This window comes from Actimicrobium antarcticum, from assembly GCF_039536745.1.
In the GTDB taxonomy this organism is placed as follows: domain Bacteria; phylum Pseudomonadota; class Gammaproteobacteria; order Burkholderiales; family Burkholderiaceae_D; genus Actimicrobium; species Actimicrobium antarcticum.
Window position 1 is genome coordinate 307415 of record NZ_BAAAZE010000008.1, and the last position, 21824, is coordinate 329238.

At 57.4% G+C, this 21824-nt stretch carries 19 protein-coding genes and 1 pseudogene; 8 read left to right on the top strand and 12 right to left on the bottom strand.

The window, feature by feature from the left end; translation table 11 throughout:
- Positions 1 to 58 precede the first annotated feature (58 nt).
- A complete protein-coding gene (locus ABD720_RS09225; protein ID WP_344762986.1) occupies positions 59 to 1069 on the top strand; it encodes a virulence RhuM family protein in 1011 nt (336 codons plus the stop codon).
- A gap of 95 nt (positions 1070 to 1164) precedes the next feature.
- On the opposite strand, the pseudogene ABD720_RS09230 reads toward ABD720_RS09225, so the two are convergent.
- The 6 genes and pseudogenes from ABD720_RS09230 to ABD720_RS09255 form a co-directional block, all read right to left on the bottom strand.
- Positions 1165 to 1371: pseudogene (locus tag ABD720_RS09230) on the bottom strand (efflux RND transporter permease subunit); the annotation flags it as partial.
- A gap of 88 nt (positions 1372 to 1459) precedes the next feature.
- Entirely contained in the window at positions 1460 to 2035 is a 576-nt protein-coding gene (locus ABD720_RS09235; RefSeq protein WP_344762988.1) for a hypothetical protein, read from the bottom strand.
- Entirely contained in the window at positions 2008 to 2175 is a 168-nt protein-coding gene (locus tag ABD720_RS09240; RefSeq protein WP_344762989.1) for a hypothetical protein, read from the bottom strand. Before ABD720_RS09240 ends, ABD720_RS09235 begins: the two co-directional genes overlap by 28 nt.
- Positions 2176 to 2182: 7 nt before the next feature.
- A complete protein-coding gene (locus ABD720_RS09245) occupies positions 2183 to 3316 on the bottom strand; it encodes a sensor histidine kinase (protein WP_344762990.1) in 1134 nt (377 codons plus the stop codon).
- Between the two features lie 4 nt (positions 3317 to 3320).
- Complete coding sequence (locus ABD720_RS09250) at positions 3321 to 4103, bottom strand: LytR/AlgR family response regulator transcription factor (RefSeq protein ID WP_344762991.1); 783 nt, start codon at positions 4101 to 4103, stop codon at positions 3321 to 3323.
- Positions 4104 to 4159: 56 nt separating this feature from the next.
- Positions 4160 to 4978, bottom strand: coding sequence for a hypothetical protein (locus ABD720_RS09255; RefSeq protein ID WP_344762992.1), 819 nt, complete (start codon positions 4976 to 4978; stop codon positions 4160 to 4162).
- Positions 4979 to 5344: 366 nt separating this feature from the next.
- Between ABD720_RS09255 and ABD720_RS09260 the strand changes: the two genes are divergently transcribed.
- The 5 genes from ABD720_RS09260 (at position 5345) to ABD720_RS09280 (ending at position 10955) form a co-directional block, all read left to right on the top strand.
- A complete protein-coding gene (locus tag ABD720_RS09260; protein WP_344762993.1) occupies positions 5345 to 5911 on the top strand; it encodes a hypothetical protein in 567 nt (188 codons plus the stop codon).
- Positions 5912 to 5919: 8 nt separating this feature from the next.
- Entirely contained in the window at positions 5920 to 8286 is a 2367-nt protein-coding gene (locus ABD720_RS09265; RefSeq protein ID WP_344762994.1) for a CHAT domain-containing protein, read from the top strand.
- Between the two features lie 482 nt (positions 8287 to 8768).
- Positions 8769 to 9443, top strand: coding sequence for a hypothetical protein (locus ABD720_RS09270; RefSeq protein ID WP_344762995.1), 675 nt, complete (start codon positions 8769 to 8771; stop codon positions 9441 to 9443).
- Between the two features lie 268 nt (positions 9444 to 9711).
- Positions 9712 to 10122, top strand: a complete 411-nt coding sequence (locus ABD720_RS09275; protein WP_344762996.1) for a hypothetical protein — start codon at positions 9712 to 9714, stop codon at positions 10120 to 10122.
- 248 nt (positions 10123 to 10370) lie between these two features.
- A complete protein-coding gene (locus ABD720_RS09280) occupies positions 10371 to 10955 on the top strand; it encodes a DUF4189 domain-containing protein (protein ID WP_344762998.1) in 585 nt (194 codons plus the stop codon).
- 369 nt (positions 10956 to 11324) lie between these two features.
- Here the strand turns inward: ABD720_RS09280 and ABD720_RS09285 are convergent, their stop codons facing one another.
- Genes ABD720_RS09285 through ABD720_RS09300 form a run of 4 tightly spaced genes read right to left on the bottom strand, consistent with a single transcriptional unit; the run spans position 11325 to position 17320 of the window.
- On the bottom strand, positions 11325 to 14402 hold the full coding sequence (locus tag ABD720_RS09285) for an efflux RND transporter permease subunit (protein ID WP_344762999.1): 3078 nt from the start codon (positions 14400 to 14402) through the stop codon (positions 11325 to 11327).
- Between the two features lies 1 nt (position 14403).
- Positions 14404 to 15609 (bottom strand): efflux RND transporter periplasmic adaptor subunit, encoded by a 1206-nt coding sequence (locus tag ABD720_RS09290; RefSeq protein ID WP_344763000.1) that lies wholly within the window; start codon positions 15607 to 15609, stop codon positions 14404 to 14406.
- Entirely contained in the window at positions 15606 to 16895 is a 1290-nt protein-coding gene (locus ABD720_RS09295; RefSeq protein WP_344763001.1) for a TolC family protein, read from the bottom strand. Before ABD720_RS09295 ends, ABD720_RS09290 begins: the two co-directional genes overlap by 4 nt.
- 53 nt (positions 16896 to 16948) lie before the next feature.
- Positions 16949 to 17320, bottom strand: a complete 372-nt coding sequence (locus ABD720_RS09300; RefSeq protein WP_344763002.1) for a hypothetical protein — start codon at positions 17318 to 17320, stop codon at positions 16949 to 16951.
- 280 nt (positions 17321 to 17600) lie between these two features.
- On the opposite strand from ABD720_RS09300, the gene ABD720_RS09305 reads away from it, so the two are divergent.
- Both ABD720_RS09305 and ABD720_RS09310 read left to right on the top strand, forming a co-directional pair.
- Entirely contained in the window at positions 17601 to 18269 is a 669-nt protein-coding gene (locus ABD720_RS09305; RefSeq protein WP_344763003.1) for a response regulator transcription factor, read from the top strand.
- 10 nt (positions 18270 to 18279) lie between these two features.
- Positions 18280 to 19635, top strand: coding sequence for a sensor histidine kinase N-terminal domain-containing protein (locus ABD720_RS09310; RefSeq protein ID WP_344763004.1), 1356 nt, complete (start codon positions 18280 to 18282; stop codon positions 19633 to 19635).
- A gap of 217 nt (positions 19636 to 19852) precedes the next feature.
- Here ABD720_RS09310 and ABD720_RS09315 read toward each other — a convergent pair whose 3' ends face one another.
- Together ABD720_RS09315 and ABD720_RS09320 are read right to left on the bottom strand one after the other, a co-directional pair.
- The gene (locus tag ABD720_RS09315) at positions 19853 to 20905 is read right to left on the bottom strand and encodes a catalase family peroxidase (protein WP_344763005.1); all 1053 of its coding nucleotides are present in this window, start codon (positions 20903 to 20905) and stop codon (positions 19853 to 19855) included.
- A gap of 407 nt (positions 20906 to 21312) precedes the next feature.
- Entirely contained in the window at positions 21313 to 21777 is a 465-nt protein-coding gene (locus ABD720_RS09320) for a DUF4188 domain-containing protein (protein ID WP_344763006.1), read from the bottom strand.
- Positions 21778 to 21824 lie beyond the last annotated feature (47 nt).

Consider the following 21824-nt stretch of genomic DNA (forward strand, 5'->3'; position numbering starts at 1 on the left):
ATGGCAGAACCGGCCGGTCTAGAGGCGCAAATATCCCTATACCTGAAGGAATTGAGCGATGAGTAAGGGCGAACTGGTTGTTTATTCTGCCGAAGATGGTGGCGTGCGTGTGTTCCTGCGGGCGCAAGAAGGCACACTTTGGCTGACGCAACTTGAGCTGGGGGAACTGTTCCAGACCACCAAGCAGAACGTCAGCCTTCACGTCAAAAACGTACTGGCGGAGGGTGAGCTGAACGGTAATTCAGTTGTCAAGGAAGACTTGACAACTGCCGCTGACGGCAAGCGCTACCGTACCAAGATGTTTAATCTCGACATGATTCTGGCCGTGGGCTACCGAGTCAGATCGCCGCGCGGCACCCAGTTCCGCCAATGGGCAACCGCCAACTTGCGGGAATACCTGGTCAAAGGCTTCGTCATGGACGACGAACGCATGAAAGACCCGGCAGGTTGGGACTATTTCGATGAACTGCTGGAACGCATTCGCGAGATACGGGCATCGGAAAAGCGGTTCTACCAGAAGGTGCGCGACGTGTTTGCGCTGTCGGTCGACTACAAAGACAGTGCCGAGGTAGTTGGCCAGTTCTTTGCGGAAGTGCAAAACAAGCTGCTGTATGCCGTCACACAGCATACTGCGGCGGAAATCATCGTCATGCGGGCAGACCCGACACAACCCAACATGGCGTTGACTGCCTGGAAAGCGGGCCGGGTACGCAAGACCGATATCGTGATTGCCAAGAATTACCTACATTCCGATGAAATTGATCACCTGAATCGCATGGTATCGGCCTTCCTTGAGTTTGCCGAGCTGCGCACCCGCCAGCGCAAAGAGCTGCGGATGGTCGATTGGCGGCAGTACGTGGATAACTTCATGCAGTTCAACGAAAGCCCGTTACTCAAGGGCGCCGGGCGGGTCAGCCATGAGGCGATGCTCGACATCGTGCATGAGCGATATGCGCAGTTTGACGGGCAGCGGCGCAAGGTTGATGCCGCCGAGGCGGACAGCGTGGACCTTAAAGAGCTGGAGCAGGTGGAACAGCAGCTAACCAGGAAGGGTTTCGCGGCAGATTAATCGCCATAGACCACTACAGCCGGGAAGCCACTTTTGCGGTTGGATTACCGCTTCCCGGAAAACCAGACACCCTACTTTCACGCCCAACGCCACCCTCACTCACTCTCCACCCTCTCCGAAAAATACGGAAACGCCAGCGGAAGCAACAACAGCGTAAACAACGTTGCCGACACAATCCCGCCCACGATCACCACCGCAAACGGTCGCTGAATTTCCGAGACGATGCCGTGCGACAGTGCTGCCGGCAGCAAGCCCAGTCCTGCCATCAGCGCAGTCATCAGGATCGGCCGCAAGCGGGCTAGCACGTCGGCTACACTGACTCGGCAGTCACGTTGATCGGAATACGCCGCCAATCAGCTAATGTCTCGGTGTTTGTCCCGCGTATCTCGCTCAGAAAGCTTTGCTCTGCGCCTTTGCCTTTTGCGCCACTTGTGCTTTTTTTTCAGCGTCGATCTCGGCATTCATTTGGTTCCTGGCAGACGAGTCTGTGAAATTCAGGTAGGTCGTGGTTTCAGGCCAGCCACGTGACACCGTGATTTGCATTCCTTGACCCACGTTCCACTTTGCAGTCACTTGCCCAAGGTCATAGCTGCCGCTCTGTGAAGAGGGCCGCCCATACTTGATCGCAACCATATTGATGACTTTTGCAACCGACTGTGTGTCCATGAAGCTGGGGAACGTGTACTCGGCAAACGCGAATTTGCCAGAGGACGAGACATACCCCGCGTTAAGGCTGGAGGCGCCTTCGAGGACTCCTTTGACATCGTAGGTGTCCACCCAATAGCTATTTTCCTCGCGGGTTGCTATCAGTTCATTTTTTTTGAATGCCTGACGTAGCTGGTCGCGGGTTGCTCCTTTTAGTGTCACACCAAAAAGCTCAAGCGGTTTTTGATCTGCGGCGACTGCCGGCAATACGGTCAGGGCGATGGCGGCAGTCATTACGGCAACAAATATTTGTCGAAGCATGAAGTATCTCCTTGGTTGTGGTGCGTGTTGGCGGCAAACGTCTTGTTCATGGAGCCGGTTGCGGACCGGCGCTCATGTGATTCCGGTTCAGCTGGCGGCGATACGGTAGCGGTCAAAGCGAAATGCAGGGTATTGGTCATGAACTTTTTACCGTCGATCTTCCGACATCACGGCTTGCTTCAGGATCGCTGCGGACTGTTCAATAGCGCCTCGAATCTCCATGCGAACAGTCACGCCGCCGGTGGGAGCGCCGGCAATGGTTAGCGTGGCGTTATCGTCATAAATGTGTGCCAGGCGGTCGCGCACATTGCGTAATCCGAGCCCCGTACCGCGGCTTGGGGCACAAGCTTGCAAGCCGATCCCTGTATCGCTGACTTCGATCCACAAGGTACCGTTATCGGTGCCGCATTGGCCCGCGCTGACTGCGACCTCGACGCTCCCCATCTTTGGCTCGACACCATGCTTGATGGCGTTCTCTGCCAGTGTTTGCAGCACCAGTGGCGCAACCTGCACCGATCGTAACGCCTCGGGTAAGTCGATCCGGATAGTCAGCCGTTCTCCCATGCGAATTTTCATCAGTTCCAGGTAAGCCTGTACCGCATCGACCTCCGTGCCCAAGGTCCCCGCCGCAGCCTCGACGGACGGTACCGCAGCACGCAGAAATCGAATGAGATGGGAGGTCATACGGGCAGCCTCGGCTGGATTTTTAATCACCAGGTACTGCAGGTGCGCCAGCGTGTTCCACAAAAAATGGGGCTCGATCTGGGCCCGTAACAACAGCATCTCCGATTCCAGCAAGGCCCGTTCGCGTTGCGCCAGGTCCGACTTTGCCTGAGCCGCTTCGATCAGCGCTGCGCTGGCGGTTTCCTGCTGCCGGTTGTATCGCGTCCACGCGCGTGCCGCAATCAGGATCGACAGCCCCATGAAGACAAAAATAATCAGGTCCGTTGCCCGGTCTGCCTGCATGAACCGTTCACTCAACGACGTCGGCAAAAACAGGGCACAGGCAGCCGCGATCGCAAAGACGATCGTCGCCGAAATCGCCAGTTCGGTCAGTGCGCGCAGTACAGATACCGATGCAAGCGCCCAAACTCGTTGCGGACGTATCAGCTGCAGCGCGAGCAAACCTGCCGCCAACGCAAAACCGGTCAGCATTCCGGCCGTGCTCACAGGTTCTCCGAGTGTGGCCATGGTGACCCATTCCAGCAGTGCCAACGCAAACAGGATGAGCACGGCGGACACGGCCAGCGGTACGTACGCGGACTTTAATTGGAGCGACATGTCGTCACATCGCCCTGAAAAAATGATGGTTGGGCAGCGACACCTTCAGTCGCGCAGGATGACCACGCAGAACGATCTCCATCAAGTCATTCTGGCGATGGACGGCCTTGATGAAACGCCGGTTGACGACGGTACTGCGATGGGTCTGCAGGAAGGTCATTGCGTCGATCTGGTCAAGTAGCTGCCTGAGCGACAGCCGGATCAGTCCGTCACAGTCGGCGGCTACGACGCGAGTGTATTTCGTGTCGGATTCAAAAAAGATGACGTCGTTAATATGCACCATACGTACCTCGTGTCCTACCCCGACCTGCAGCCAACTGAGCCTTGCTGCGCTCGCAAGTGCATTGCTGGCGCTGGTATCTGCGATGGGGCCTGCCAATCCCAACGCGGCGAATGCCGCATGCAGTGCTGCCGGGTCTGCTGTCATGGGCAAGGTTGCATTGCGCAGTTTGGTAACCACCCTGGCCAACCGCGCCGGATCGACAGGCTTGAGCACGAAATCGATCGCATTGACTTCAAAGGCGCTCACTGCATGCGCCTCGTAGGCTGTAACGAAGACAACACGTGTCTGCGCTGTCATGGCCTGCGCTACCTTCAGTCCTGTCAGTCCCGGCATGCGAATGTCGAGAAAGGCGAGCGCTGGACGACATCGTTCGATCAGCGATAGCGCCGCCGGGCCATCCGCGGCCTCGCCGACAATCTCCAGTTCAGGCCAGAATTCACCGAGCTGGTCACGCAGCGATGCACGCATGTGCGGTTCATCGTCTGCCAGAATTGCTGTAGCCATGCCGCCCGCCTCAAGTTGATTGATGAATACAATGTCCGGGCAGTTTCTGCCTGTTGCTATTGCAATGTCGGCGACATCAGTATGTACACCCCTTGCTTGAGGCCAGACTGGACGAGCTGCCAATTGGCGCCCCTGTCGATCAGCGATGGTTGCTTGCAATCCCACGTGACGGCGCCAGGCGCAAGAAAGCAAATCGACATCGACTGCGGTGCAGGGAATCGTGCCTTGTCCAAAACGAAATAAGCCTGACCGTCCGCCGGGGCAAAGTCGGCCACAAATTCAAAGCCGTCAACCTTGTAGCCGGCGAGCGTGTCGACTGGCAGTGCCTGGTTCCAGTAGCTGCTCCAGTAGAGTACCGACGTGGTGTCGACCGGGTTGGCAAACCTGGCAAACGGCGTGTTGGCAAACGGGTCGATCGGGGTATGAATTCGCGCCACCTGCGTCACGCAAGCGACCGATTTTGGTGCCAGCACGGAAGGCATGGTGACGCCCATGACCCACTCCGGACGACTGTAGCCAGTTCGAACCACCGAGGTGGTTATGCCTCGATAATCGCTACGGTCTACCTGCATGGAAATGGACGAAAGAAGTGAACTTGTGCTTCCGCCGGGCGAATAGATCGCGCTGATTTCGACGCTATCGACGGGACTTGTAATCATGGGTGCTGACAGCCAGCCATCGCGCTTCGGATCATCGACTTTGAAGGTATCGGTGGTGCAGTAAGCGGCAACGCTGGCAAACTGGCTTTCGTTCACTGGGGGGACTGGCACGCCATTTTCGCCGAGGGCACCGCCGCAGCCAGACAAGCTGGTTCCGGTGACGGCAAGAATCAGGTAGCAAGACAGGACAGTCGAAAAGGGTAAGGACTTGTTCATGTTGACTCCATGTGGGCTAAGGGTGATGCCATCGTAGTAAGGACACGGATTCGCTGCGTTGCCTTTGCGACCAGGCCCGGTTTTCCAGTGACGAGTCACGCCACCGGGTAGATAAACGGCGTTGATCAGACTTCGGCGTCTCAGCGTTAATTGGCAGAAACAGGCTGGCAATGGGTACGGTCCTGGCCGCGTCTGCATTGCCTGGAGCAAAAGAACGTGGCGTAGTGCCAGGCCATCGCCAACTGTTCCGCAGGTTTTGCATGGATCAATTACAACAGAAGTTCACGCGAAACGCACCATTAGTGTTTCATTAAAGAACTACTAACGGTTAATATAGTTCTCATATGAAACTACGGATGCCAGCGAATGACGTCTCCTGCTACGCCAGCCACGCCACTACCGGCCCATGCGCCGAAAGCAGGTCATGTCCTGGCGTGGGTGCTTGTCGGGATATCGTTGCTGGTCCCCCAGCCATCGATTGCGCAGGAAAGTGCTGCGGTTGGGCACGCGCCTGACGATCTGTTGCGCCTGGCGCAGTACGAACAGATCGTCGTCGTGTTCGTCGATGCGCACACTGGTTTTTGCATGGATACACAGCTTGGCGGCAAATGGCGCTTGCCAGATGCCGCTGTCAACTCGTCACCTGTGCCCGCCAACATCGAGTCACCCGTTCGGCAGGCCCACGACGACTGCCTGGCAGCTTTTCACAACGATGATTTGCGCGTGGTGGGTGCTTTGCGCCTGGCGCTGGAGAATCAACGTCGTGTCGCAATGGCGAACGAGCGTCTGGCTCTGGCCCGTCGTTGCCTGCAACAGACCGGGGTGCCGGCCGCCCGCAAGCAATGCCTGGAGCATGCCACTGGCGACACATTGACCGAAACACAGTGGAAGCGCTGGAACGTGCTGCACCAACTTTGGCTGCGCAGCGCATGAGGTTGCCGATGCGACCAGCACGGCGCCACTGGCTTCGTGCAATCCTGGCCACGATAACGTTACCGATGGTTGGGACTGGCGTTGCCGGGAGTGTCGAGGAAGGCGCGGTGTATCGCCAACTCCTCCTGTTCGTGCGTCCGGCGCTTGTTGCCCTGGCCCTGAATCAACCAGGCAAGGCGATCGCGTTGCTGGAGCAGGCTGTCGTGGTAATCGACGCTGATTCCGCAAACAACTGGCCATTTCGACGCCTCGTCTGTCTGCCGCTTGGTTTCGCGCTCCTGGCGGTGTCCCGCATCGCCGAGGCGGTAACTTGCCTGCGACTGGCAGCCCGGACCGAAGAACGGATCCTGGCAGAAGATCTGCCGCGCTTTGCAGGCATCGTGCGCTCACTCGATTCCGGCATGGGCCTGGAGTTGCTGACGACTGAATACGCACGGCATGTGCTGGCGGCGGTGCACGTCGCCGGTCGGTCGCTCAAGCCTGTGGATGCCCTGACAGGCGATGCCAGCATCGGTAGTGCCGACATGCCGACTACGTTGGGGCGCGCCCTGCTTGCTGCCGGACTCCGCGAGGAACTCCTGGCGTTGTGTCAAAAAACGCTGTCGGCAGAACATTCCGCCAACACGCTGCCAGAGATCATCTCTCTGGAATATCGCTATACCAGATTAGGCCTGATGCTTGCTCATATCGGCCTCCCTCTGCAGGCCAGTGATTTGCTGGCGCGCTTCTTGTTGTTGAACGCGAGGCGCACGGCGATTGCACAGCAAGAGAGCGGCCTGTTGTCGGGTGTCTATGCGGCCTATTCGATACGCCGAAGTCTTGTTTCGGCCCGTCTGGTACTCGGGCGCGAGGGCCACGGCTGGCCAGGCGCTGCCGCCAGCTGGTTCGAAGAGATCGCTGACGCCAAAGGCGGTGGCATGCGTTACGCCCGAATGATCAAAGCCCGCATGGATGGATCGGCTGATCCGGCAATCCGGTCGCTGCGTGACAAGGCATTCCTGCTCGAAGACGCGATGGCGGCACAGGCAACGACCCAGGATGGGATCAACGCATTTTTGAGGCTGGCCGTACGCCAGGAAAGCTGTTTTCTGCTGGCACAACAACTGATGCACGCCGATGCCACTGCAACGCAACCGCTGTGGCTTGATCACGTCCGCGCCTCGCTTGAAAACGACGCCGTCATCGGATTTTTCCGCTATCAGGCACCGGTTTCCCTGGCCCAGGCAGCAATCTCGCCTGCCCGCTACGTGCGGTATTGCGTGACCCTTTCCGAGATTCAGGTGATGGATCTGGGCGAAGCGTCACCGATCGAGCGGGCAGTGACCCGCTTTCGCACCGCGATCCTTGGCCGCGCCGAAGTGGAAGCGGCAGGAAAGGTGGTGTTTGCAGCGCTCCTGCATGACCTGCCAATGTCGGTGCGCGCAGCCGCGACCTGGCGGATCGACCCTGATGGCATGCTTGCACTGCTGCCGTTCGACGCATTGCCTGAGGAAACCGGGCAGCTCGTTCTGCTACGTCATCGGGTGCGCATGCTGTCCTCGCTCGGACCAGTCAGCCACCCTGCCGGAGCCGGATCGACGGCAGCGCAGGGTCCCAACGCCACCGGCGCGCTGATCCTGGCGAACCCGCGCTATGACCAGGAAAAGCCGTCGTCGCCAGATGCGAATGTCAGCCGCAGTGGCGAGGTGGCGGTACACGCCGAGCGGCGCTGGCATCCAGCTGTGGCCGTACGACCACTGCCTGAAACGGCAGTCGAGGCAGCGAGTGTCAGTGATGCGCTGGCAAGCATCGGCATTGCCAGCACCGTAATGCAAAACACCGACGCGTCCTGTGCAGTTTTGCGGCGGGCTGTGGCACCCCAGGTGCTGCACATCGCAGCCCACGCCGTCATGCTCGACGCCTCCGTCAGTCAGGACGAACAGGACACCATGGCCGCAGTGACCGGCGAGTCCATTCTCGACCTGGTCATTCCGGGGCGACGCAGCGCTCTGGTGCTGAGCCAGAACGGTCAACCCGACCTGATGCTGGCAAAAGACGTGGCCCGCCTGTCGCTGTCGGGAACCACGCTGGTCGTGCTCTCTGCCTGCAATACGGGAAACGGTGACGTGGTCGCCGGTGAAGGCCTGTCCGGGATGCGGCGCGCTGTCGAAGCAGCGGGTGCGGCTTGCAGCCTGACCTCGGTCTGGGCTGTTTCAAGTACGGCAACGGTGACGCTGATGAATCATTTCTATCGCGAGCTTGCACGTGAACCTTCCATCTGCCTGGCGCTTAACCGGGCGAAGAACACCATGCATGCGGCAGGGCGACCAGCTTTTGAGTGGGCGGGATTCATTCTTGCCGGTGCTGATGCGATGTTGTCGGCCGCTGCGGTATGACGCCTGCGCTTTTTGAAGTTTTCATCGCGTAAAAAGCGGTACTCGTCGCTACGAATAGAAGGGTCGTCGCAATGACGCTGAATTTTAACTAGACAGCGCTGATAGTTCAGACAGTTCCTGAATTGATATACGTGGTGGTTGTTGTACTGGGTATGGAAAATGAAATGGATAACGATTAAAACGTTCATTTCATTGTGATCAATATGGTTGGATGAATTTTTAATTCGATATTTCCGGATTGAGTTTTTGAAGGTATTTCAGATCTGTGTTCAGAGAATATTTGATATTGTATTTCACAATAATTATTGTTGATTGCAGTAAAAAATTCATGGAGTGAAATTGCATAAAACCATGCAAGTGAAAATTCACAATTTTTCCATAATCGAAGCTGTGTAAAACATGAAAAAACAAAACGTAGTCATTTGACCGACATCAGTTTTGACATTTATAGTCCATAAATCCATTCACCTCAGTGAGAAAAAATGAAAACTACAGCCTTGCTTCTTTTTCCATTCACTTTGATATTGGCCGGATGTGCCGGACCTAACAGCTACCTTGTAAACCGCAATAGTACGGTCGAGATGTATCACATCTTCGACATCAAAACTGCGGCATCAACCAGTAGTGTGTCCAAAGCCGCAGTCGATGGCCTGGGCAAAAACACGAACCAGATCAACCAGAATACGCCCCTACAAATGTCGACGGCGTTACCGGCAACACCAGGTCGTTTTACGATTTCGGACATGTCGGACAAGCTCGGTGGAACTGGACTGGGTGTCATGTTGCAAATGTCTGCCATGCAGGGCGGCGGCATTAGCATGAAGGCGGCGTCGTGCAACGGTGCTGTCTGGACGGCCCGTGCGGAGCGCACGATCAGTGGGTCGAGCAATCTCACTCTCTATGGTTGTTTGTATCGGTATCAGAGTGGCTATCACCTGGACACCTACGCGATTTTCCAGAAAGTTGAAGGCGGGATTCTTCAGGTATCCCGCGACATCGCAAACTCGATGATCGGTACACCCGAAGAGTGGGTGGACAAGACGATTATGGATATGGTGCGAACCATCGAAGCAATTCCAAATACCAAGGTTACCCACATTGAAGGACAGCCGGAAATCGGTAACGGGCCTGCAATTGCACGCCTGACGAATAAGTAGTGTTGCTGCTTTTCGCCCCTACCGTTGAGATAAATTTGGATTCCTGACTGATTTGTGCAGAGTTATTGTTGGTGCCAAATATGAATTGCAAAGTCGGATTCAAGCCGACAAATTTCCAACAGCAAACGGGTGGTTATTAAAAACAAAGAGGCTTCGAATAATCAATGCCGAGATCAAACAGTCAAAAAAGCGTCGGTGGTCGTAAAAGTATTAACTTTCTTATTAAACACGTTTTTTATCAAAATTTTATAATGAACGGGACAATTTCATGGAAAAAGATTACAAAATCCCAGATATTGTGAAAGAGAGTATTAACAATTTTAAACGCTCGTTTCGAAATTTCATCCTTATATTTTTCATCCTTAATTTTGGAATATGTTATTTATTCGGTTTTGATGCCGCAATGGTATCGGGTTTTACGATGGCTTTTTTTGCATTTATTCTGCTGGTGGTTAATGCTTCCAAGGCGAATAAAAAGCACGCAAAAAATCTGGAAAGCCATTCTTACAGCTGGTACAAAAATAATTTTCCAGAATCATCGGAAAATGGGCGTATTCATTGCAGATTTTGCGGAGATCATCGCATCTCGGTGAGGAATTTAATGAATGGAACCTTCGTACGTTCGCATTCCTGCGTGCAGTGTGGAGAAACTCTTTATTATTCTCCTGAGCGGGTTTGAATCACCTTGCCTTGTGCTTTCCATTGACTGTCGTTACTATTTATATATTATGGATTAATGTGATCTAGACGGTGTTATGTAGATCACTATATTCAGTCTCTTGAAAGAAATTATTCGGCATCGACTTCTGTTAATTACGGTCGTAATTTTTATAGATAGGCGCGTATCACTGGATGTACTACATCAGCAAGAAAGCCACTCCAATGTATCGATCTCTTTATAAGCAAAATTAATACGAAAGATAAAAAATGCCGACTTCAGTTATTAAAAAAAATTCACAAGCCAGCGGTGTAATTGGCTACGTCAGTTTGGCTGCCATACTGCTTTTCGTGTTTATCGCTTTGCCCGGTGTTGCCAGGGCATCTGCATCGTCCATCGCCTACGGCAGTGACGACAGCTGGGCATGGGCGACACGTGCCACACAGCGTGAAGCAAACCAGTTGGCATTGCAAAAATGCAACGAGACTACTCCGAAAAAAGACTGTGCACTGGATCGTACCAAAGCGATTGTCCGCGCTGATGGGGGAGGTAGTATTGGCTTGGCCAGGAGCGCTGTAAGCCTTGCAGATGCGAGAAAGAGTGCGCTAGCAAATTGTGGCAATACAAGCTGTAAAGTGCTGTATGAAATCACGAAATCTGGTTTTTATTCGCTTGCGCAATCAGAAAAAGATAAAGAGGAAGGTCAAAATTACTATTTGATGTATGCAGTTAGCAATAGTGATGAGGCAGACAAGGAGGCCATAGAGCGCTGCACGAATCTGACCGCGCAGAAATGCAAGGTCATATGGTCCGGAGCCATTGCAGGGCATATCAGCTCGCATCCGCGCCAGTAGCGCGTCTTCCGGCGGTTGCATCCGAAAAAAGTTGCCGTCCGAATACGCGGACCGTGCGTTGCGCTTCCCAATGTACCAACGGAAGCTGTGTGGTCACTTATGAAAACGGCTGCAAGGTCCGGGTTCAGGTGCACTCGCGTTTCGATCCCTTTACCAATCAATGGAATTACCCTGCGCCAAGCTGCTAAACCTGGTGGATAATCGATGGTGATTTCCGTTCATCAAAGAACAGCGTCGACCTGAGGCGCCACCTTTGATTAGATATGTCATCGTCGTTCAGTCCATCTCATGGGTGGCGACGCGAGATTCGGTCAACAGCAGGGCGTGCACGGTACGTTGCCCCGTGCACGCTCCAATTCAAAGCCACCCTCACTCACTCTCCACCCTCTCCGAAAAATACGGAAACGCCAGCGGCAGCAACAACAGCGTAAACAACGTCGCCGACACAATCCCGCCCACGATCACGACCGCAAACGGTCGCTGGGTTTCCGAGCCGATACCGTGCGACAGTGCTGCCGGCAGCAAGCCCAGTCCTGCCATCAGCGCAGTCATCAGGATCGGCCGCAAGCGCGCTACCGCACCGTCGACCGCACTGGCAAAGGCCGAGGAATTGGTGCGGCTCAGTTCCACCATCTGCTCGACCATGATCACGCCGTTCTGTACCGAAATCCCGGCCACGGCAATGAAGCCCACCGCTGCCGATACCGAAAAATGCAAGCCCACCAGCGCCAGCCCAACGATGCCGCCGATCAGTGTGAACGGCACGATCGCCAGTACCAGTAAGGCCTTGCGGATCGAGCGAAAGGCCCAGAACAGCAGCGAGAAAATCATGAACGCCGTAATCGGCACGATGATCTGCAGCCGCTTGACGGCGCGCTGCTGGTTTTCAAACTGCCCGCCCCAGGTAATCTGATAGCCGGACGGCAGATGCACCTGGGCTGCGACCAATTGCTGCGCTTCGGCGACAAAACTGCCCTGGTCGCGGCCCAGCAGATTGGCCTTGACCGAGGCACTGCGTCCGCCCGCTTCGCGACTGATGCGTGCCGCGCCTTGCCGGGTTGCGATATGGGCGATGTCACCCAGTGCGACCGTGCCGGCACCAGCCGGCAAATTGACCTGCAGCGCGGCGATGTCGTCGATCGACTGGCGGAACTGTTCTTTCAGACGCACGACGATATCGAAGCGGCGATCGCCTTCGAAATACGCGTTGACGGCATTGCCGGCCAGCGCCGTCTGGATCGCGGTATTGACGTCGGCAATATTGATGCCGAGGCGGGCGATGCGCTCCCGGTCGATCACGATATCGAGTTCGCTCTGGCCGCCGATCTTGACTGCCGCGACATCGGCCGCACCCGGGATGCGGCTGAGGATGGCTGCGATCTGCTCGCTTTTTTGCGTCAGCACATCGAGATCCGGGCCGAACAGTTTGACCGCGATTTCGCCTTTGACACCCGACAGCGCTTCTTCGACATTGTCTTCGATGACTTGCGAAAAATTGGTGGGCACGCCAGGAATGGTGCGGATCTTCGCCGACATGGCTGCAATCAGGCTGTCCTTGCTGTCATACCGCCAGCCACTACGCGGTTTCAGGTCGGCCAGGATTTCCATATTGTTCGGCCCCTTCGGATCGGTGCCGTCATCCGGACGACCGACGTGCGAAATGATGTTGCCGACTTCCGGAAACGATTTCAGGATGGCGCGCACCTGTTGCTCGACCTGCTGGGTTTTTTCCAGCGAACTCGAGGTCGGCAGGCTGATAGTGAGCCAGATATTGCCCTCATCCAGCTTCGGTAAAAATTCACTGCCCAGCAGTGGTGCGAGCGCCAGCGTCAGTACCAGGATCGCCACCGATGCGGCGATGACCCAGACGCGCGACTGCTGTGCCCGCACCAGCAGTGCACGATAGCGATGCTGCAGCGACTGGATCCAGTGGCTGTGCTTTTCTGCCAGCGTGTGATGCTTGAGCGCCCATGCCAGCAGCGTCGGGACCAGCGTCATCGTCAGCACAATCGCCCCCAGAATCGCGAAGCTCAGGGTGAATGCGACCGGCGAAAAAATCTTGCCTTCGACCCGCTGGAAGGTATAGATCGGCAGGAACGCGACGATGATGATGGCCTTGGCAAACAGGATCGGATGACCGAGTTCGACCACGGTCTGTTTCAGTGTCTGCTTGCGCCAGTGGTAGGGCGTCAGGCCGCTGGCGGCATCCTTGTTTTGCACCGCCAGCCGCACCATCAGCGCCTCGACCAGCACCACTGCACTGTCGATGATGATGCCGAAATCGACCGCGCCCAGCGAAATCAGATTGGCCGGAATACCGCGTGCATCGAGCATGATGAAAGCGAACAGCAGCGACAGCGGAATGACGGTGGCGACGATCAGCGCAGCACGCCAGTTGCCCAGAAAGATGACCAGGATCGCGATCACCAGCGCGGCACCGACCAGCAGATTTTCTGCCACGGTGTGGACGGTGTGGTCGATCAGTTCGGTACGGTCGTAAATGGTTTTAAGGCGTACGCCCTTGGGCAATTTTGCATTGATGGCGGTAATGCTGGCTTTGATATCTTCCACGACTTTGGCGGCATTACTGCCCTTGGTCATCTGGACGATGCCTTCGACCACGCTGTTGTTGTCGTTGAAAGCGACCACGCCCGAGCGTGGCCGGTGGCCGATGGTGACATCGCCGAGATCCGATACCAGCACGGTTTTACCGGCTTTGGCACTGACGATGACGCGACCGATTTCATCGATCCGGTTGAAGATGCCGATGCCGCGCACCACCAGCGCTTCGTCGCCGCGTCGCACCAGTCCACCGCCGACGTTGGCACTGTTGTTGGTCAACGCCTGGCTGACCTGATCGATGGTGACGCCGTAGCGTTTGAGTGCATTCGGATCGACCTGGACCTGATATTCCTTGACCGTGCCACCAAAGCTGACCACGTCGGCCACGCCCGGGACGATGCGCAGGCCGGGACGAATCACCCAGTCCTGCAGTGCCCGCACTTCATTGGCATCCATGCCCGGCGGCGCTTCGACGATGTAGCGAAACACTTCGCCGACGGCTGTTGTCAGTGGCGCCAGGCCGGGCTGGATGCCGCTCGGCAGCACCACGTTCTGGAGTTTTTCCAGCACCTGCTGGCGTGCAAAATAATCGTCGGTGCCATCGGCGAAGGTCAGCGTGACAACCGACAGGCCGGTGATGGTCACCGAGCGTAACTGGGTCTGGTGCGGCACGCCGCTCATCTCGCGTTCGATCGGCAGCGTGATGGTGCGCTCGACTTCTTCCGGTGCCTGCCCCGGAAATTGCGTGACGATCTGCACCTGCACATCCTGTACGTCAGGAAACGCCTCGATCGGCAAATTCGTCAGCGCGCGGTAGCCGAACAGCGTCAGTGCCGCAGTCAGAATCAGCACGAACACGCGCTGCTTCAGGACGAAATCAATCATGTTATTTAACATCGGCGGCGCCCTCGGCATTGAGCAGGAATGCACCTTCCGTGACCACCCGTTCGCCGGAATTCAGGCCGGAATTCCGGCTGGTATTCAGGTTGGCATTCAGGTTGGCATTCAGGCCGGTATCGACGTAGCTGGTCTCGCGCCCCCTGAGCCTGACATTGACGCGCCGTTTCTCGAAATCACCGGGCTGCTTTTCGACGAATACGTAGCTGTAGATGCCATCGATGAACAGGCTGGTATTCGGTACCGGGATGGCTTTCTTGCCGTCGCCATCGGCCAGAAAAGCGACGCGGGCGAACATCTCGGGCTTCAGTTTGCGATCGGGATTGCGCACCGTGCAGCGCACCTGGATGCGGCGTGTTACCGGGTCGAGCGCCAGGCCGATCCGCTCAATCGTGGCGACAAACCGTTCATCGGGCCAGGCGTCGGTGTCAATCGAGACCGACTGGCCGGCATGCAGCTCGGTGGCACTCCGTTCTGGCACGTCAACGATGACCCACAGTCGACTGAAATCGGTGATGACGAACAGCGGGTTGGGCAAATCAGGCCGGACTTCCAGACCGGGGTTGATCTGGCGATCGACGACGGTGCCGGCGAATTGCGCCTTCAGGCTGAAGCGGCCGTCTTCGGTTCCAGCCGCGTTCAGGTTTTTCATGCGCGCGATGGTGCGCCGTGTTTCTGCATTGGCCTGCTGAAAATCGGCTTGCGCGGACTCGTAATCCTTGCGTGCCAGGACCTCGCCTTCGAGCAGCGTTTTGGCACGCTGCTGCGCCAATTTTTTGCGCAGCTCATCGGCTTGCGCCTTGCGCCAGTCGGCTTCCGCCGTGGCCAGATCGGGCGAGTCGATATCGGCCAGCACCGTACCGCGTTTCACCACATCGCCGATTTCTGCATGCAACGCAGTGACCCGGCCAAGGATCGGCGAGCTCACGCGGGTGGTGACGTTTTCGTCGTAGGTAATGCGGCCATTGAGCGCGTCGGAGACCGGCAGCGGGACTTCGGTGACAGTGGCGATTTTCAGTGACGATAGCTGGGGGGCATTCGGTGCGAAGCGGATCAGGCCCGACGGCACCGCTTCCTTCAATTCGGGCACGGCTGCCGGCGTGGTCGTTGTGCTGACATACCGATAGCCAGCCACGGCCAGTACGATCGCTACGAGGGAGATGCCGACTTTCGGCAAGGCGGATGTCAGGTTCATTGTGTTTTGCTTTCAGAAATAGTGGCCCGCCATGTCGCCAGTGATTTTGCATAGTCGGCCCGTGCTGCCACGGCATCGAGGCGTGTCGCCCGATAGGTGCGCCGCGCATCCAGTACATCCATCACGCCGAGTGCACCATTGACGTAGGCGAACTCGGCGGCATCGGCAGCGCGTTTTGCCATCACCAGCAGTGCGCTGTCATAGCGCTGCAAGCGGCGATAGGCGGTGTCGGCTGCCTGCCAGTTGCCGAACAGTTCGCTGCGGGCCTGATCACGGATTTTTGCGAGCATTTCCTGCGCCATGTCGACCGCCAGTGCGGCACTGCGGATGTCGCCATCGAACTGATTGCGGGTGAACAGCGGGATTTGCAGCGCAATGCCGACACTGTTGCCGCTGCCTTGCGGATTGGCCGGACTCGCCGGGTAATGGTCGATCTGAACCCCGACCGAGACGTCACGGGTACGCATGGCCAGCGCCTGCTTGTACGCCGTTCCCGCAGCGTCCAGGCGAAACTTTGCAGCCAGTACATCGGGGCGCTGGTCGGTCAGACTGTCGGTGGGGACGGCGATGTCAAATGCATCGTCGGGCCAGCCATCGGTCAGCGCAAGCTGCCCGGCACTGGCGATTTTTCCTAGCAGCAGCGCCAGTGCCTGTCGTGCCCGGTTCAGGTCGGCCTCAGTTTGCACCACATCGTTTTGCGCGCGCAGCGCGTCGACCTGCAGCCGGGCCACGTCGGCGGCGGCGATGTCGCCGGCTTTCTGACGCTTTTGCGCGGCGGTGACGGTGTGGTCATAGAGTGCGGCGGTTTCTAGCGTGATGGTGCGCTTTTCCTGCGCCGCCAGCACATCGTAATAAGCCTGCGCCACGTTGATTTTCAGCTGGCGATAGCTGTCGCGCAGATCGTTGCGTGCGGCGTCTTCGAGCTGCACGGCAGTGTCGATGCGCAGCCCCCGCTTGCCGCCGCGTTCGATCAGTTGATCCATGCGGATCGCGCTATCGACGGTCTTCGCACGCAGACTGCCCGCGCCGATCCCCAGCGCAGGATTGATGTTGAAGCTCTGCACAGTGAGCATCGGATTCGGGGACGCCGCCGCGATCAGCTTGGCAGCGCCGGCACTGTCGACTGCGAGACCACCCAGGCGGACATCGTGGTTATGGTCGATGGCGACCTGAACCGCCTGCGTCAGACTGAGTGGTTGAGAGAGGTCTGCTTGCGCGGCGGCTGCGCAGTGCGTGCGCAGCACCAGCAGTACCAGCAGGACGGCAGACAGATTGTAATTACGCATAAGTTGCTCATGGTTCGAATAAAAGGGTCAAGCCGGCGGCCGCCGTACTCGCGCTATGGCTGCGGTGTGGCCGACAAAATCCGGACAATCCGGCCGAATTGGTCATGTGCGCAGTCATCCGGCAAGACCTCGACTTCCATGCCGATCGAGAGCGGCCTGACATCCGCGACTTCGACCACAGCGTAAGCATGGTGACGAACATGCCGGTAGCGCACGCTGACAAAATGACGTTCTGCCAGCGTGGCTTTGGGCATTCGGGACAGGCACTCAGGCAGCATGTCCATCGCAGTTTCCGGCGTATAGAATCCAGCCACCACACCATGCCTGGCGCCGTGTTGCCAATCGATTTCGGGGCGATTGTTGAGCGACGCGCAAGACGCGAGCAGGGCGGCGCCGAGCGCGGCAGCGCATGTTCTTAACAGCATGATGGTTCCGATATGTAGGCGAGACGGGTTATCTGAAAGCCGCTGCGAGAGCGTCTTCGCGAGACATCAACCGTGTTCGGCAGAGGATGTAGCGTAGGCCTCGGTCCTGTCGGAAGCATGACAACCAGCTGACAAAAAGCTGACAACGAAAAGTTAATGCGGCAACCGGATTGCGACGGATTTGGCACGTATACTCGGCCAGGTGCGGCGCTCAACGCAGGCGCCGCCGTGCGTTCCTGGCCGCCCATTCTCGCCACTCCACTTCCAAAAAGAATTCCCCATGCACGTGTTACTGGCAGAAGACGATTCGATCCTGGCGGACGGTATTTCCCGGGTCCTGCAGGCGCACGGGATGGTGGTCGATGTGGTCTCGAACGGCAACGATGTCGCGCTGGCCATCAAGCGGGCCGAAATCGCCGTGCTGGTGCTGGATATTGGTTTGCCCGGTATCGATGGCTTCGAGGTCGTGCGCCGGTTGCGCCTGAATGGCGTGCATACGCCGGTGCTGTTGCTGACGGCGCGCGATGCGGTGCAGGACCGTGTGCATGGTCTGGAATTGGGTGCCGACGATTACCTGGTGAAGCCGTTCGCAACCACCGAACTGATCGCCCGACTGAAAGCACTGGTGCGCCGCAGTGCACCGCGCGAGGAGTCGCTGCGCATCGGCACCCTGTCGCTCGATACGTTTTCGAAACGGGTCCATATCGGCCTGCAACCGGTCGAGCTGTCAGCACGGGAATGGGCGGTGCTGGCGTATCTGATGCAGCAGGCCTCGCGCGTGGTCTCGAAACAGCAAATCATCGACGCCATTTTGCCGTGGGGCGAGACCGTGACCTGGAATGCGGTCGAAGTCTACATCTCCAGAATCCGGCTCAAAATTGCCGCAGCCAATATCGAAATCCGCACCATCCGCGGCTTCGGCTACATGCTCGAAGCGACTCCGCTATGAAAGCCACGCCGTGAAGAAAAGCATCCGGTTGAATTTGCTGGGCTGGCTGATCGCACCGCTGCTGCTGATCAATCTGGTTGGTGCCGGCCTGACCTATTGGCTGGCATGGGCACCGGCGCAATCGGCGTTCGATCAGAGCCTGGCCGATGCGGCGTGGGCCTTGATACCGCGCCTGCGTGACGTGGATGGCGAGGTCGTCATCGACCTGCCGCAGCAGGCCGAGCAAGTCCTGCGACTGGATCATTTCGATGCGATCTTTTTCGTGGTGCGCACGGTCGACGGTCGCACCATCGCGGGCGACAATGATTTTCCGCCACTTGCTGCGCCGGACACAGCCAACGATCCGGTCGCGTACGGTGGTGTGATGCGGGCCGAACCGGTGCGGATCATTTCCCTGAAAACCACCATCGGCGCGATACCCGTTTCCATCGGTGTCGGCGAAACCCTGCGCAAACGCACCCGCATCAATTCCGAAATACTCGTGGCGATGATCTTGCTGGAAGGCTTGCTGACGGCGATCTCGATTGCCATCGTCTGGCTGGGTGTCACGAAAGGCTTGTTCCCGCTGAAAAAAATGCAGACCGATTTGCATGCGCGCGTACACGACGAACTGGCTGCGGTCAGTGCCGAAGGTATCCCGTCCGAATTGCGACCGGTGGTCCATGCGATCAACAGCCTGCTCGACAAAGTACAGACCAGCGCGACGGCGCAACAGGCATTTCTGGCAAACGTGGCCCATCAGTTGCGTACACCGCTGGCTGGTCTGCAGATGCAGATCGAATGGTTGCAGCAGCGCCATGGCGGCGAACACGACACGACCCATTCACTGAGCATGATGCGGTTTTCTACCGAGAGGATGATTCGCCAGACCAACCAGTTGCTGTCGCTGGCGCGTGCCGACACCACACGCTTCGAAAAAGACCGGCTGGATACGGTGAGCCTCGACAAACTCGTCGAGCAGTCGATTCAGTATTTTGTCGAACAGGCGGACAAGAAAAAAATCGATCTTGGTTTTGATCTGCAACCAGTCCACGTCAAGGGCGATAAATTCCTGTTGCGCGACATGATCGATAACCTGGTCGACAATGCGATCCGCTATTCACCGGCGCACAGCAGCGTGACGGTGCGTTGCCTGTCTGATGGCGATCACGTTATCTTTGCGGTAGAGGATGACGGCCCCGGCATTGCCGACTCGGCTCGGGACACGATTTTCAACCGCTTCGTTCGGCTTGACGATACCGTCACCGGCAGCGGCCTTGGCCTGGCCATCGTGCGCGATATCGTGCAGGCGCACGGCGCGCAGATCATGCTGGCGGGCGGTCCCGATGGGGTAGGGACAGTGTTTACGGTGCGGTTTCCGGCGTAGTGCAGCGACGCTGGCCCTTACTCCAATGCCGTCAAATCGGATTATTTTTTTGCCAGAACACAGTTTTTCCTCAATTTCGAGGTGTTGGCTCAGATTTTCTGAACAGTGTCGGATTCGGATTCGGATTCGGATTCGGATTCGGATTCGCTATCCCCGGACGACAATCGGGCCGGCACGATGACACCGTGCCAGCCCGACCAATCGACTTGCTTCAACCTTACTTCGTCGTCAACCGGCGCACCACGCTCACGCTATACGCAATCGGGCGCGACAGCAGTACCGGGTCGGCCGACGGTGCAATGCCGTCCGTCAGCAACAGCGGATTGAATGCCAGCAGCTTTTCTGCAGCGGCGCTGTCCGGCGACATCTTGTCCAGACTCAGGATGCCCAGTTCGATTTGCGGCCGGTCGTCTGGCCAGACGGCGGTGCCGTCATTGATCGAATCCCCCTTGGCGGCGATCTGGGCACTGATGCGGAACTTCACCGGCCCTTTGGCTACCCGCGTTGGCAGTTCATCCATCAGGTAATTCGGCGCGGCAGCGCTGGCCTGTTCCGGCGTCAGTGCTTTCATGCCATCCAGCGGTTCGATGCGGTAACGCGCGTATTCGGTCTGACCTTTGGCGTTGGTGAACTGGAAGGCATTGACGCCATAAAACGCGAGCGTCGAAAAGCTGACCGGTGCCGGTTTCGGTGTGCTGACAAACTTCATTGCCGCCGGATGGGTTGCCAGAAATTGTTCGACCGGAGTCGGCTTTGGTGAGTCCGGCTTGGTGCTGGCGACGGCATTCAGAAACAGCAGAAAGTCTTCCGGTGTGGCCACCGGAAAGCCGTTGTACGAGATGCTGACGATATCGGTGACCGCGCCTTCCGGTAACTGGAAGCGGATCGCGATGCCGTGCGGGCTGGCATTCGGCGAGGCATCGGGCAAGGTCGGGATACCGGTCGGATTGGAAAACCGTACCGTGACCGGCACGGTTTGCAGAAAATGCGGTGCCTTGCTCAGCGTCGCGGCGCTGGCCGATGGCGTAAAGCTGCCGGTCAGGACGATGCCCTTGGCGTGATTGGCGCGATAACCGGCGTGCGGCCCTTTGGCCAGAACGGTCATGGTATCGACGATTTTTTCATGCACGCTCTTGCCATCTGCGGCGGGTGGAGCGGGGGCATCAGCGGCGTTTGCAAACGAGCTTGCAAAGACGCTTGCCAGAAGCACTAGTGCGGTACTCGCAGTCTTCGGCAAGCTGTTCATCAATGCGGGCATAGGAAGTGTCAAGGAAATCTCCAGTGTGAATTTTTATTAATAGATTGTGAACAATTAAATTGCGTGCACGCATATTGACACACATTTGATTGTTGAGATTGACCACGGATCGTTCGGCCTGACATTCCGGTAGCGCTCCACTGTGGCGCTTCGCCTTTGGACAACCCGATGTTGCCCATCGCCGCTTGCCCGCGCGATCAAACTTGCGGCTTTCATGGATGGAAATGGCAGGCTGCACCGCTTCATCATCCCTCACGTACTGGAACGATCTGGCCTGTTGCCGCGAGCGCGGCCTGCGTCATCGTTCCCGCCACCATGCCCTCTGGATTGATGTCCGGGCAGAGCTGCTCGATCAAAAATTTTTACGTCCATGCCGATGGTGTTGTCACAGCCGCTGAGCCCATCTGCGGTCCCATCTTTTACAATCCGAACCGTTCCCGCGCACTGCCGCGCTTGCCACTCGCCGGTTGCAATAGGCCGGCTTTGCCCAGGCCGAATGCCGGCATGCTGGCGTAAATCGTCTCGCAGGCGCCGGGCGCGATCTTGTAGGTTTCGTGCCAGATGCCGACATCGCCATTTGTCCCAACCGACTGGTTGAAGGCTTTCCATGCCGGCAAGTGCGCGGCGTTCCTGTTGCTGGCATACGCCAGCAATTGTTCCGACGAGCGCCAGTACTGGACCATGATGGTGGTCCGGCCAAACCACATTTCGTACGACAGCAGGCCGGACTCCGGGAGTGCGGCCAGCTCGCGCAACATGCGTGGCATGGCACGCACTACTGGCAGCCATTTGTGGATTTTCCAGGGACGGTTAACACGCATGCCAATCAGAAAAACCACGAAGTCACCCTCCATGGTTGCGGTCAATCTGTCGGGATGCATCATCTCCGTATCCTTTTCCTGATGGCATTGACGAGCAACCTGATCTGGCC